Annotated in this window: 10 protein-coding genes; 3 read left to right on the top strand and 7 right to left on the bottom strand. The window is 55.7% G+C overall.

Annotated features, from left to right (window positions below; all coding sequences use genetic code 11):
- Positions 1–23 precede the first annotated feature (23 nt).
- Positions 24–3,227 carry a PSD1 domain-containing protein gene (locus KF752_16655; GenBank protein ID MBX3423189.1) on the bottom strand — a complete coding sequence of 1,068 codons (3,204 nt, stop codon included), beginning with the start codon at positions 3,225–3,227 and terminating at the stop codon, positions 24–26.
- Positions 3,228–3,518: 291 nt separating this feature from the next.
- On the opposite strand from KF752_16655, the gene KF752_16650 reads away from it, so the two are divergent.
- The 3 genes from KF752_16650 to trpA all read left to right on the top strand — a co-directional run bounded on the left by KF752_16650 (position 3,519) and on the right by trpA (position 7,285).
- Positions 3,519–4,844: a class I SAM-dependent rRNA methyltransferase gene (locus tag KF752_16650; GenBank protein ID MBX3423188.1), complete on the top strand. Its 1,326-nt coding sequence runs from the start codon at positions 3,519–3,521 to the stop codon at positions 4,842–4,844.
- 287 nt (positions 4,845–5,131) lie between these two features.
- Entirely contained in the window at positions 5,132–6,397 is a 1,266-nt protein-coding gene (gene trpB, locus KF752_16645) for a tryptophan synthase subunit beta (GenBank protein MBX3423187.1), read from the top strand.
- 78 nt (positions 6,398–6,475) lie between these two features.
- The gene (trpA, locus tag KF752_16640; GenBank protein MBX3423186.1) at positions 6,476–7,285 is read left to right on the top strand and encodes a tryptophan synthase subunit alpha; all 810 of its coding nucleotides are present in this window, start codon (positions 6,476–6,478) and stop codon (positions 7,283–7,285) included.
- Positions 7,286–7,388: 103 nt separating this feature from the next.
- On the opposite strand, the gene KF752_16635 is transcribed toward trpA, so the two are convergent.
- The 6 genes from KF752_16635 to KF752_16610 all read right to left on the bottom strand — a co-directional run bounded on the left by KF752_16635 (position 7,389) and on the right by KF752_16610 (position 12,829).
- Entirely contained in the window at positions 7,389–8,135 is a 747-nt protein-coding gene (locus tag KF752_16635) for a lysoplasmalogenase (GenBank protein ID MBX3423185.1), read from the bottom strand.
- A gap of 67 nt (positions 8,136–8,202) precedes the next feature.
- Positions 8,203–9,519, bottom strand: coding sequence for a hypothetical protein (locus KF752_16630; protein ID MBX3423184.1), 1,317 nt, complete (start codon positions 9,517–9,519; stop codon positions 8,203–8,205).
- A gap of 20 nt (positions 9,520–9,539) precedes the next feature.
- Positions 9,540–10,037 carry a hypothetical protein gene (locus KF752_16625; GenBank protein ID MBX3423183.1) on the bottom strand — a complete coding sequence of 166 codons (498 nt, stop codon included), beginning with the start codon at positions 10,035–10,037 and terminating at the stop codon, positions 9,540–9,542.
- Positions 10,038–10,395: 358 nt separating this feature from the next.
- Positions 10,396–11,418 (bottom strand): YihY/virulence factor BrkB family protein, encoded by a 1,023-nt coding sequence (locus KF752_16620; GenBank protein MBX3423182.1) that lies wholly within the window; start codon positions 11,416–11,418, stop codon positions 10,396–10,398.
- Positions 11,419–11,766: 348 nt separating this feature from the next.
- Positions 11,767–12,084, bottom strand: a complete 318-nt coding sequence (locus KF752_16615) for a TraR/DksA family transcriptional regulator (GenBank protein ID MBX3423181.1) — start codon at positions 12,082–12,084, stop codon at positions 11,767–11,769.
- Between the two features lie 61 nt (positions 12,085–12,145).
- Positions 12,146–12,829, bottom strand: coding sequence for a protein-L-isoaspartate(D-aspartate) O-methyltransferase (locus KF752_16610; protein MBX3423180.1), 684 nt, complete (start codon positions 12,827–12,829; stop codon positions 12,146–12,148).
- Positions 12,830–12,989 lie beyond the last annotated feature (160 nt).

Raw genomic sequence — 12,989 nt, 5'->3', positions numbered from 1 at the left:
TCCAAAAGCTTTTAGGTGGTAGCTCACGGGACGAAGCAGAATGCTTTTGAGTTCAATAACACGTGCGCTAGTTCTTGCCAGCCATGCTCGCCCGATCGCTCGACGAACTGGACTGCCTGCGAAATCTGATCAGTGTCAGCCAGGCACGTGAAGGCGGTTTCTAACATGCGGCGAGCGCGCTGCTGCGGATCGGTGATGGGCTGAGTTGCATCAGCCCAACGTTGGCTAAGGTGCACAATCAGCGGATCATTCAATAGACTGAGAGCTTGGGCTGGTACGTTGGAGATATTGCGCCGGCCGACCGTAGTGCTGGGCATCGGTTGATCAAAAGCTGCCAAGAAAGGATTCAGGAAATTGCGGCGGACCTCCAAATACAAACTGCGACGGTGGTCCCCATCCAGCGGTCCACTGCGAGCTGGCCGACCACGACCGGTCATCTGCTCGGTCAAATACACTGGCACACTGGCTCCTCCCAAACTGAGATCCAGACAGTCAGCAGTAAACAGCGCAGCGTCGCGCAGGTTCTCGGCAGTTAGTCGTCGCACCGACCGATGACTCCACAGAGCCGCATCGGGATCCAGCAGTTGATGTCGCTGGGCTGGAGTGCTGCCAAGTTGATAGGTTTGACTGGTCACAATCTGACGAATCAGCCACTTGATCGACCAATCGTGCTGCACAAATTGATCGGCCAACCAGTCCAACAATTCAGGGTGGGTGGGCCGATTCCCCAGAACTCCCAGGTTATCTGGAGACGCAATCAATCCGCGACCCAGCAGGTGATGCCATACGCGATTGACAATGACGCGCGATACCAGCGGATGCTTGGGGTCGGTCAATGATTGTGCTAGCTCCCAACGACCTGATGAATCATGAGCCGGCTCAGTCCAGGAGACCAACGACGTAAAGCATCCGCGTGGAACGACCTGACCGGTGCGATGTGGATCACCGCGCAGCTCAATTGGCACAGATTGTGGCGTGCCCTCACTGGCAACGGTTAATCGAGTCGGTTGCGGGGTCTGGCTGTCCAATTCTTGTAGTTTTTTGGCAAATGTGGATAACTGCTCGGCCTCCGTCGGATCCAGCAATCGCTCCGGCAGAGTACTGAACATAGCGCGCACCGCAGCCAATGAACCAGGGTTACCAGTCGCAGGATTCGAAATGACTTCAGCCAGGGCGGCCTGTAGTTGCTCGACAATCAGATTTGAGAAAGCGTCAGGGTTGGCCACTTGTTGCGTTAGAATTTGCAGCGCCCACGGATGTGGTTCGGGTGGTGGTGCCTGGGGAGCGCAGCGCACTTGCTGAATTTCAAACCATGCGCCTGCGTCATTTTCTAACGACAAGTACGCGGAATGGCCAAGGTATTTCTTGAGGTCGCCCGCGTGTATCACCCAACCACCGTCGATGGATTGATCAATGGGTTTGCGTAGATCGCTAAACAACAATCCGTGGAACTCGCCCATAAAATAGTTGTCAACCAGCGTCACCGATTGAGTCGACTTGCCACGCATTTTGATGCAGACGCAAGGCGTCGTGACCTGGAAATCGGGCGAGCGCAACGTTAGGTACTGTCTGCGTCCCCACAGTTGGCTACTGAGGACATCTGGCCGTACCGGCATTGGCAAGTGGCCTACGAACCAATCCACCCGTGGCCGCTCGGACCGCCAGTCGTTCGGCTCCACTGCTTCTAAGGTCCAACCAGAGGGTAGCCCGTCGCGGAAGTCGGCTAACAAGTAACTGTTGGCTTCCCACTGCGTGTACTGTTGATGGAGCTGCCGTAGTTGTTGGCTCAATTCTAGTGCGCGAGCTGCAAAATCCTGTCCGGGATCCCCGTCGCCGGCTGATGACTGCACCAGCAATCGTAGCGGATAGAGTGGCGATTGAATGGGTAGCGACTGATTCAGCTCGTCGCTTGACAATGATTTCCAGTGCGCAATCGCAGTGGTCAACCATTGACTAATGTTTGCCGGTGTCACCGCTTGCCAAGCTGAGTGAGCCGCAGCATCGGCTGGCAACATCAATTCACGCATCCGCCGTCGCTGGAGAGATATCTGCTGGGTGGGATCGGTGATGGCGTATTGTCGGCGTGTGCTGCGCGCGATTCCAACTAACCCGTAGTAATCGGCCGTGCTGATCGCGTCGAACTTGTGGTCGTGGCAGCGGGCGCAGGCCACGGTCATCCCCAAAAAAGCCTTTGATAACACATCGACCTGATTCTCAATGCGCGTAGCCCAATCGCTCTTGATGTCCACGGGAGCATGTACAGAATCGCCCAGCCACCACCAACCGGTAGCGGCCAAACTCTGATTGATGCCCGATAGCCGATGGAGGCGCGGACTGCTTAGTCGATCACCGGCCAAGTGTTCGACGATCATTTGACGGTAGGGGATGTCGTCATTGAATCCATCCACAACGCAGTCCCGGTATTGCCAGGCGTGGTGCAGTGGATAATCAAACTCGTGCCCTAACGTCTCTGCATATCGCATCAGGTCCAGCCAATGCCTGCCCCACTGCACACCGAACTGCGGCGAGGCAAGCAATTGATCGATCAACTGTTCGTAAGCCAACTGTCGGTCGCCACTGGACAGTGCTTGCTGGTAAGTCCGTGCCAATTCCAGGCTGGGTGGCAGACCGGTCAAATCAACCGCGAGCCTTCGCAGTATTTGCGAGTCGCTGGCGGGTCCCACGGGATCAAGTTCCAATTCGCGTAGTCCACGCCAAATAAATGCGTCGATAGGATTGAGCGGCCAGGTCTGTCCACCCGTATGCGGTGGAGAGCCAGACTGCAGCGGTCGCCATGCCCAGTGGTTGGCGGCGCGAGTTGCAATCCAATTGTCGCTTTTGTCATTCGGCAAGGCCTGTTGTGGCCAGAAGGCACCAGATCGAATCCACTGTTCCAGAATTACGACGTTTCGTGGGCTAAGTGGCTTTTCGGGCGGCATCTCCAGCGACTGTCGGCGGACCGCATCCAGCAACAAGCTGCCATCGGGGTTGGCAAGATCGATTGCTGGTCCACTATCGCCGCCGGCAAGCAACTCATCGCGGCTGTCCATGCTCAGACCACCCTTGACTTTGCCGACGGATCGACTGTGGCAGCCGGTGCAATTCTCCAGCAGCAACGGCCGTACATGGCGTTCAAAATGTTCTGCCCTAGTAGTGTCCTCTGGGGCGGTCGGTTGGTTGGCCTGGTCTTGTGCAATTGCCCCGATACACAGTCTTAGCCACAACATGGAGCACGCCAACAGGCTCAGTAGCTGGCATCTGGCGACAGCGCTAACTCGAAGATCTAGGGTACGGTGGAACATACAGTTCAGTTTAGTCGAGGCTCCAGGAGTTTGCAGCCAGGCAACGGCAGGGACATTTCAGTTCGACTGGGGCTATTTGGCGATTAGAATGATCGACGAAGTTTGATTGCCACCTCCAGGCTCTGGGGAGCGCAGCCACCGTCGCGTAGACGGTGGGCTAAGGCGGTCGCATGGTCCACGCTCTGGCGAGCGTTGCTACAAATTGATTGCGTATTTATGTCTCAGCGTCGCACGTTCCATCATCGCCGCCCGCGACCCGGCGGCTCGCCAGACGGTCGCTCGTCGCCAGCTCGATTACCAGATCGGTTGCCAGTGGAATGTCCAGACGAAGGAACGTTGCCGACCGCCATTGTCACGCGACAAACAACCCACCCTACCGTTTATCGCAAGCGGATTGTGCAGTGGATCGGCTCGCCCCCACAGCCGGGAGGCTGGGTGCGTGTAGGGCATTTAGATACGGAGTCCGGAGCTCCCGAGCTATTTGCGTACGGGGTGTACAACCCCAAGTCCGAAGTGGCGCTGCGCCTGATCAGCTGGCACCAAACGGCACCCAATCAAGCGTTTTGGGATGGGCTGTTGGATCGTGCGGTATCACTTCGCACCCAGACATTGCAACTGGATCGGACAACCGACTGTTATCGCGTCATCCATGCCGAGGCGGATGGAGTACCTGGCTTGGTGGTAGATCGTTACGGTGACTGTCTGAGCGCCGAAGTTTTTAGCGCAGCGCTGGCTCCGCGAGCGATCGAAATCGTGCAGCGAATCGCCGCGCGATTGGGTACGGTGCATTGGCGAATTAGCCCCAGCCCCCATTTACTCAGTCAGGAAGGATTTCAATGGCTCCAGCGCTCGAGCCCCGAATTGCCCTCACAGGTTGTCGTGACGGAAAATGGGGTGCGTTATCGAGTCGATTTTCAAAGCGGACACAAGACTGGCTTCTTTTGCGATCAGCGCGACAATCGACTGCGGCTATCCGAACTGTGCCGTGACCGTAGTGTGCTGGATGTGTGCTGCTACACGGGCGGATTCTCCGTGATGGCGGCTGCACGGGGTGGTGCTCGCGAAGTGACCGGAATTGACTTGGACGCAGCGCCGCTGGAGATCGCTCGACGCAATGCGGCCCTAAATCAAGCAAAAGTAAAATTTACACAAGCCGATGCGTTTGCCTTCATGCGAGACATGCTGCGTGGCGGGCGCCAGTTTGACGTGGTGGTGTTGGATCCCCCTAAGCTGATTCGCAACCGCAGCGAATTGGAAGAAGGTACCCGCAAACATTTTGATCTCAATCGGCTGGCCATGCAGCTTGTAACTCCCGGCGGGCTGATGTTGACCTGTTCCTGCGCTGGATTATTGGCCGATGAACAGTTTGTGCGGTTGGTACGGGCGGCTGCGCGGGCGGCCGGCAAACCCTCGGAGTTCAACCCGTCCGCTCAGCCACGCAACATGCAGATCTTGGCTCATGTGAGCGCGTCGGCCTGTCACCCGGTATCGGCCAATTGTCCTGAAACCGAGTATCTTAAGAGTCTATGGCTCAGGCTCTAGGGACAAAAGGTTGCTCGCCGAGTCTTGACCGACTGCCTGGGGCGGTCCACAATCGTCAATTCCAGATGACCATTGGACCAATTGCCTTCGTAGTGGGCCGTCGCCAGCCATAAAGGGTGTGTTAGCAGTACCTCGGCTGCTTTCCAGACACGTTGGGCAAACCCCCTTGTTTAGTTCGACCTCGCTAGTCGCACTCCATGGATTTGTGAATAATCAGGTGTCGAGCTTTGTATAGACCGTCCCACTTCGTCCCCATGACGACTGATCACTAGAAATACGTAGCCACAATGTCCCCATCTTCGTCGGCCTCTTCCAAACCTTCTGCAACGCCAGTGACCGGTTCATCGGATTCTGGACTGCTGACTCAAGTGCCCGACAGTCGTGGTCGGTTCGGCCAGTTTGGTGGTCGATTTGTACCTGAAACGCTGACGCGAGCTTTGGATGAGCTAGTCGTCGAGTATGCTGCGGCGCGGCGCGATCCTAAGTTTCAGTCCGACTTGGATTATTTGTTAAAGAATTTCGTGGGGCGGCCCTCGCCACTGTATCATGCGCGACGGTTGAGCCAACTGGCGGGTGGGGCTCAAATTTGGTTTAAACGCGAGGATTTGAATCACACCGGAGCCCACAAGATCAACAATGCGCTGGGGCAAGCCCTGTTAGCTCAACGGATGGGCAAAACGCGCGTGATTGCTGAAACCGGTGCCGGACAACATGGCGTGGCCACGGCCACCGCTTGCGCTCATTTTGGACTCAATTGCGTAGTGTACATGGGTGCCGAAGATGTTCGTCGTCAGAAGCCGAATGTCTTTAGCATGAATTTGATGGGTGCCGAGGTTCGACCAGTAACCAGCGGTTCACAAACGCTCCGCGATGCCGTCAATGAAGCCCTGCGAGACTGGATGGCTTCGGTCGAGACAACGCACTATATCATTGGCTCGGTCATTGGTCCGCATCCGTTTCCGATGATCGTTCGCGACTTTCAATCGGTGATCGGGCGTGAAGCTCGTGCACAGTGTTTAGAAGTCTTGCAGCGACTGCCTGATGCCATTGTGGCCTGTGTTGGCGGCGGTTCCAATGCCGCAGGCATGTTCTACCCGTTCATTCAAGACACCCAGGTGCGATTGATCGGAGTGGAGGCTGGCGGACGATCATCCGAGGCAGGTCAGCACGCCTCGCCGCTGACATACGGCAGTCCAGGCGTCCTGCACGGTACGCTCAGCTACGTCATGCAAGACGAAGACGGCCAAACATCGCCCGTGCATAGCGTGTCGGCGGGACTGGATTATCCCGGCGTTGGTCCAGAGCACAGTTTTTGGAAAGATGCTGGTCGAGTGGAATACACGATGTGTCGTGACAATCAAGCACTGCAAACATTCGACACGGTTGCTCGGCGCGAGGGAATCTTGCCTGCCCTGGAATCTTCTCATGCGATCGCAAAAGCTCTGGAACTGGCCAGCAGCCTGCCCGCCGATCAGATTGTGTTGGTTTGTCTGAGTGGCCGTGGCGAAAAGGATGCAGCAGAGATTGCTCGACTGACCGGACGCGAATACTAAAGCCCGCGCCCGCTCTGGTAGTCGTCGACAAGGTATCGCTCATAAACGAACTGAATTTTACTCTGGTTTGGAACGCACATGTCCGCAGTTGATGATTGTTTTGCTCGCTTGCGAAGTCAAGGCAAAAAGGCGTTTCTGCCTTTTGTCACGGCAGGCGATCCATCGCTGGCCGTCACGGCGCAGCTCCTGCAGGTGCTACAAGAGGCCGGCTGCGCGCTGGCAGAACTGGGAATTCCCTACAGTGATCCAATCGCCGACGGCCCAGTAATTCAAGATTCCTATGCTCGCGCATTGAACTCTGGAATCAAACTGCGCGAGATCATGCAGATGGTCAGTCAGGCAAAGTCGCATCTGACCATGCCGCTAGTATCCATGATCAGCTATTCGATCATCCAGCGTATTGGTGCAGATAAATTTTTGGACGACTCACTGGCCGCCGGGTTGGCCGGTTCAATTGTTCCGGATTTATTGGTCGAGGAGGCCGATGATCTACGCCAGCGGTGTCGCGCTCGCGACTACAGCCTGATTCATCTAGTGACTCCTACCACACCGCCAGACCGGATGTTGCGGATTGCGGAAAGCTCCAGCGGATTTATCTACTTTGTATCAGTCACTGGGATTACTGGCGTACGTACTGAGTTGCCTGCGGACGTGGTGGATCGAGTGGCTTGGTTGCGCGAGCGAACTGAACTGCCGATCTGCATTGGATTTGGAATCAGCCGTCCCGAACATGTGCGGCTGTTGGCTCCAGTGGCCGATGGGCTGATTGTTGGTTCTGCTATCGTACGAGCACTTGCTGAGCATAGCGACATTCAGCAAGGTCTGGCGGCTGTCCGAACACTTGTTCAACAATTGATCGCAGCGCTAGCCGAGTATACGGACTTGTAGGAAGCATTGAGCTGGCGGTCGCGATCATCGAGGGTCGATTGACCGATCACAGTGACTGGCAGGGATTCCACGCCGTTCATCTGAGCTACGAGTGCGGCCAAGGCTATTTCCGCCACCGATCCACCAGCCATGTGGAGACGACGATCAGCATTTGGCCGGGACCATAAGTCAACCATACCGCTTCGCTGCGATATGGAAACGATCCGCGAAACAGCCCGACCGCTAGGATCAAATCGCTGATCAAAAACAACGCTGCGCCCAGTGCCAGCGGCCATAGTGGAGGTTGATGGCAGGCGGCTGCCGTCGCCAGACCAGCCGTTCCCGCCAGCAGCAGCGTGTAGCCCAGAGCAGGCCACATCAACGGGCTGTCCTGGGGAGCCTGGTAGACCACCACGTACCAGCCGGCCAATGCAAACAATTGCCAAAAAAGCACGCTTCCCACCAGGGCCTTGGGGCGTAACGGCATGTGCCTGTTCAAGAGCATCAGCAGCCCGCTCATATACACAATGTGACCTATTCCAAAGGCAATGATGGCCCCCAGCGTAGGATCCTTCAGTGGCACAAACTTCAATTGATTGGCATTAAAAAAATCACCAATCGTGCCCAGAAACATTCCAATCGCTATCAACAGCGCATATCGCTGATTGGATGGCGATACTTGTTTCCAGGCGACCACGCCCATGGTTACCAGGACGATCGACGAGCCCAATCTTCCAACAGTTCCCAGCGTCGCACCCTGCGGGTCCGCCAGCGTTCGAGCGGCCACCAAGCCGCCACCCAACAGCACAGCCCACAAGCCGAGCCAAGCTAGTGGTATCCGATCATTTGAAGTCGTGTGAGTACTGGTCAATTTCGAGTTCCTTTACGTAATACTTCAAAACCGATCTTGCCGGCCAACGCGAGAGACCATGCACCAATCACTTGTCCGTCAACGCAATTCGAAAGAAAAACACGCGAGACTTGCGATCGGTAAGTTCCTCCGGAGCCTGTTGATCGGTGAACGATCCAATGATCGCTCCATCGCTAGTCGTGCAGCGAAAGCCGCCGATCGAATATAAGCCATAGCTCTGGTGGCTAACCGCGTAGTCGTTCCACGAGTCGCCACTGTCTTGGCTAACCAGGCACGCCAATCGTCCCGCGTTGTTTCCAACCACATACAGTCGCTGGGAATGGTGCCGATCTGCGACAAGATAGCCGTCCAAACCTTTCAGACTCAGCTCTTGGCCGCGTACCTCGGGTTGCATGTCCCGTTGTCTGGCTCCCGTATGGGCATCATACCGCATGTAATGCTGACGCTGCGGATTGGTCTGTGCCAAATACAGGCCGTGCCAGTGATCTTTGGTGGCCAGACTACTCGCCAGCCAAGTATGCGCTGTAAATTCATCATCCAGACTGATTCTACTGGTGGGTCCCGTGTCGTCGGCCACGATCGGCAACGTCAAATTCGTCGATGTTGACTGCCCGTCCACAGGCCAACTGGCAAACGTAGTACCACCGTCATCTGAAAAGGCATGGTGAATGTCCCAGTACAGATATTGCCCATGCTTCTGAGTTGTCCAAGCCAAATGCAATCTGCCGTCGGGGCTGAGCGATAGTAAGGGATACTGCAAGATAGCGTTCGGTCCAGGAGCCAGTAGGGTGCGCGAGTCGATCAATTGACCATTCAACTTCAGGCGATGGAACGTGTTATTGTGCGAAAAGAAATACAGTTGCTGGCGAGGCACATCGATAGCGGCCGCGTACTTGCCGGCAGCTCCCGTGGGTATCCGAGTGGTGATCCGCGACGACGCCACTCGCGGCGCACCCGCCGGCCAACGGTCCAAATACGCGTCTTGGCTGATAAAGTCGACGCGAAACAGATACAAATTGCCTTCATCGTCTAGTTCGATGACCGGCGGATTAGTGGCAGCCGACTCTTCGCACAAAATCGCGAAAGTAGCGCCACCGTCGGTGCTGTAGGATAACCGCCAGGACTGGTCGGTGTATTCCGGATTGCGAGTTCGCAGATGAGTCATATACATCACGCCGTTGTGCTCGACCACCTTTTGATTGTGGCTTTGGAAGGTTGCGTAGTGCATCACCGGTTCATCAACCAGCGTGACGTGGATGCTGGCAGGAAGCCTTCCGTCTGGTTCCGCCGCGCTGGCGGGGACTAGCGGTAGCAGAAACACAGCACCCATGGCCGCGAGTGCCTGTGTAATAGCAACAGCTTTGCCCGCCGATTGAGTGGTCATAAGGTCGTTCCGAATGTTGATCAAGGTGCCGCAGTGGCAACCTTTGGAAATTGTAACTGATCACCTTCGAACTCTTTGATGGCTCGAGCCCCTGAAGGTATCTGCGCATACACCGTCAGTTTGTTCAGCGGCTGGCTTTCTGGGGGATAAAATTGATTGCCACGCGTGTGAAAGAACTTCAAGGGGATCACCACTTCGTGGCTGGGTCTCAAAGTCTGTCCATGGTAATAGTGAAATTGGTCGTTGATTACCAAGTTGATGTTTTCCCACGGTTCTTCAGTCGCATTGGTCAGGATGACGCTGGGCAGCAGTCGAGATTGCGAACCGTCGTTTGAAATCCATGTCCGCGGGCCGATTTCCAAGCGCGCATCCAATACTGGTCCCAGACCAACCGGCAGGGAAAAATAGAGCACGACCACGAACAGAAACGGCACCACGGTCAACAAAATCAGCCCCGCCGTCAGCTGTTTAGCGCTGAGGGTGTTCGGCAATTTTGGGGAAGAGTCTGTGGTATGCATGGCAAATACGACTGTAACCGTTGGCGGGTTTTGTAGCCTGGAACAAGTGGGGCCAGTGCAGATTAGGACGCTAACTCCACAGACTTTCGATCAAGGCAAGCACATGAAGGCAAAAATTACCTGCCCCGCGCCGGCTCACCGTAGACGTGAACGGTTAAGAATACTGTAATTCCACCAATCCGATAATCACAGCGGGCTATTCTCCAAGGCGACGTTCGACCGGGAGAATAGCATGGGGCGTGTCGATAATGTATTGGGGCGAGCGACACAAACGTAGCAACCGTCGCTGGACGGTGGATACCGAGCAAGACCAGCGTCTGGCGAAGGCGGCTTCGATAAACCGGCAACCGCTGCTTGCCTAGGCGGCCAGTCGCCGAGTGGGGATCTGCCGCGTATCCTCAAGCAGTTCAGAATCCTTGGGGGGCTCATTCTGATCGTCGGTTGTTTGTACCAGATGATCAACTTTATGATCATGGCGTCGAGATAATACGTAGACGTACTCGGCACCGAAAAGCAGCAGTGCAACTCCCCAATAGAACCACAATAACAAGCCGATAAATGAGCCGATAGCGCCGTAGGCCGTTGTGTAGCGATTGCCAACAACGATCGCGCTTAGCACTTGTCGGCCAACTTCCCAGACCACCGCCACCAACAGTCCGGCTCGTATGGCAACGCGCGTCTGCACAGGTCGTTTGGGCAACCATCGGTAAACAGCCGCGAATGCCAATGCGTTCAGACTGATCGTTACAATAGAATCCGTCGACGAAAGCAGCACTGCGGCCAGGCGATGATGATGGCTCAACCAGCGACTCAGCCCCGCAATAGCCATATTGGTCAAGAAGACTGAAAAGATCGTGCCTCCAACGGCTGCCAGTAAAAAGAAAGCTGACAGCCGCCGACGCAACAGGCGCGCGGCGGTGCGCAGCCAACTCAACTTTGGAGGTGGGGGCAACCGCCAAATCTTGTCAAAAGCGCGCTCGAATTGATAGAACACGCCGATCGCCGCCAGCAATGTTGATAGCACGCCGATGGGGCCGTTGGCATGAGACTGTTGTTGGAATTCATCCAGCACATCGCGAACCTTGGCTTCTAGCGAAGGCGAGCAATGCTCGGCGGCAACGGCCAGTATCTGTTGGTGCGCGTCGTTGCCCAATTTAGAATAACGCATGGCTAACCCTAGTCCGCCGGTCAGCAACAGCATCATGGGGAATAGCGAAAGAGCCATATAGTACGACACGGCGGCTGACAGCGAGAACACATCATCACGCTGCCAGCGCTTTAGCGCTAACCAAACCGTTCCTCCAGTGGCCGCCACATAGGTGCTCAACCCGCGCGAAAGCCCGACGACAGATAATGCATCAACTTCATCTCGGCTGGCCAACTGCGACTAACCTTTGCGTCAAGTTATCACAAATGCAATGCTCGATTCGATCCGCTTCCCATTGCCGCCAATTCTTTCAAATGCTGGCCAGCAAAGCCAGCTCATTTGTGTGCTTTTAGCTTGCATTGGCTAACGGTCTGTCGCGCATGTACGAGGTACCGTCTGACCACTTTTCAAGCCTCAGGCCCAGAGGATGAGTGGATAAGCACATTTGCTTCAGCGGGGGAGAACCTTCGACGGCTCACCAGATGTGTATTAGCAATACGCCCAGAAGCCCACCTGCAAAAAAACCTCGGCCTGAAACACCGAGCAGCAGATTACTGAGTAGTTCACTCAGACCATCCATTTTCAACTTGCGCAAGACACGCAGGTGCTGGCAAACGGCAGGGCGTCGAGCCTGGCTTTAGGTATTTCGCTTCCGCAGCCAACACACGTTCCGTAGGTACCACTGTCTATGCGGTGCAGTGCCAAACGAATCTCGTGAATGTCCTTCTCGGTCAATTCTCCCAGGCCAGTCAGGACTTCGTCGTTGCTATGCAGCGCTGCATTTTCTTCCCAGTCGGCGACGCCGGGATCGCTCAGCCGACTGTCAATCCGCTGAACGCGAAGCTCCAATTCCTGCAGTTTGGCTTGTAATTGAGCTTTGAGTTTATCATGACTAGACATTTGGCATTCCTCACTGGAGCGATGGTTCAGCAATAACAAACACCATAATATCAACCGCGTTTCAATCCCGCCGTTGAGCTTCGCCGGTCATGGGAACGAAGCGTACGCCAGCCACCTGTCGCTCGCGTAATTCACCGTCAGCCAGCCGTTCCACCAGCCTTAAATCCTGGCTGGCCCCACCAATGGGAATAACCATCTTTCCCCCAGGTGCCAACTGATCCAGCAAGGGCTGTGGAATTTCGGTAGGCGCGGCAGCCACGATGATAATATCAAACGGGGCTTGTTCAGGCCAGCCACGGTAGCCGTCGGCATAGCGCACCGTGACGTTGTCGTACCCCAATTGGACTAGCCGTTGGGCTGCCTGATCCGCTAAGGCAGGCACGATCTCGATGCCGTACACCTGGTCGACCAATTCGGCTAACACAGCCGCTTGATAACCACTGCCGGTGCCGATTTCCAGAGCGCGATGCTGGGGTTGCGGTTGGACCAATTCGGTCATCAGCCCTACTATGTACGGTTGCGAGATCGTCTGCTCGAAACCAATTGGCAACGGTCGATCCTCGTAAGCCGCATCGACCAACTCCGCCGGGACAAATAAATGTCGCGGCACTGTTCGCATGGATTGCAGCACTTGTTGGTTGCTGATGCCGCGCTGCCGTAATTGATAGCGGACCATCGCCTCGCGCCGCCGCGCAAAGTGGCGAGCATCATCGGCGGCTTGGTCGCCTTCCAATTTCAGCCGCATGGTGCTGTTCTCCGAAGTCGTTTTGTCGGGCAGGGGTTGGTTGACATCTCGATTGCAACTGGGGGTCAATGACACCAGGGCAACTAACGACAGGCACTGCCACCAACCATGATAACGGCGGCGAGGCATATATTTCATCCACAGGGCAGGTTGGCAAATT

This window comes from Pirellulaceae bacterium (genome assembly GCA_019636385.1).
Lineage (GTDB): Bacteria > Planctomycetota > Planctomycetia > Pirellulales > Pirellulaceae > Aureliella.
Note: the sequence above shows the minus strand (reverse complement) of the source record. Positions and strands in the feature narration are given on the sequence as shown.

What these genes read in the sequence shown, in the direction of transcription:
- KF752_16655 (MBX3423189.1), bottom strand. Translation starts at nt 3,227, where the DNA reads ATGTTGTGGCTAAGACTGTGTATCGGGGCAATTGCACAAGACCAGGCC.
- KF752_16650 (MBX3423188.1), top strand. Translation starts at nt 3,519, where the DNA reads ATGTCTCAGCGTCGCACGTTCCATCATCGCCGCCCGCGACCCGGCGGC.
- trpB (MBX3423187.1), top strand. Translation starts at nt 5,132, where the DNA reads ATGTCCCCATCTTCGTCGGCCTCTTCCAAACCTTCTGCAACGCCAGTG.
- trpA (MBX3423186.1), top strand. Translation starts at nt 6,476, where the DNA reads ATGTCCGCAGTTGATGATTGTTTTGCTCGCTTGCGAAGTCAAGGCAAA.
- KF752_16630 (MBX3423184.1), bottom strand. Translation starts at nt 9,519, where the DNA reads ATGACCACTCAATCGGCGGGCAAAGCTGTTGCTATTACACAGGCACTC.
- KF752_16625 (MBX3423183.1), bottom strand. Translation starts at nt 10,037, where the DNA reads ATGCATACCACAGACTCTTCCCCAAAATTGCCGAACACCCTCAGCGCT.
- KF752_16615 (MBX3423181.1), bottom strand. Translation starts at nt 12,084, where the DNA reads ATGTCTAGTCATGATAAACTCAAAGCTCAATTACAAGCCAAACTGCAG.
- KF752_16610 (MBX3423180.1), bottom strand. Translation starts at nt 12,829, where the DNA reads ATGCGGCTGAAATTGGAAGGCGACCAAGCCGCCGATGATGCTCGCCAC.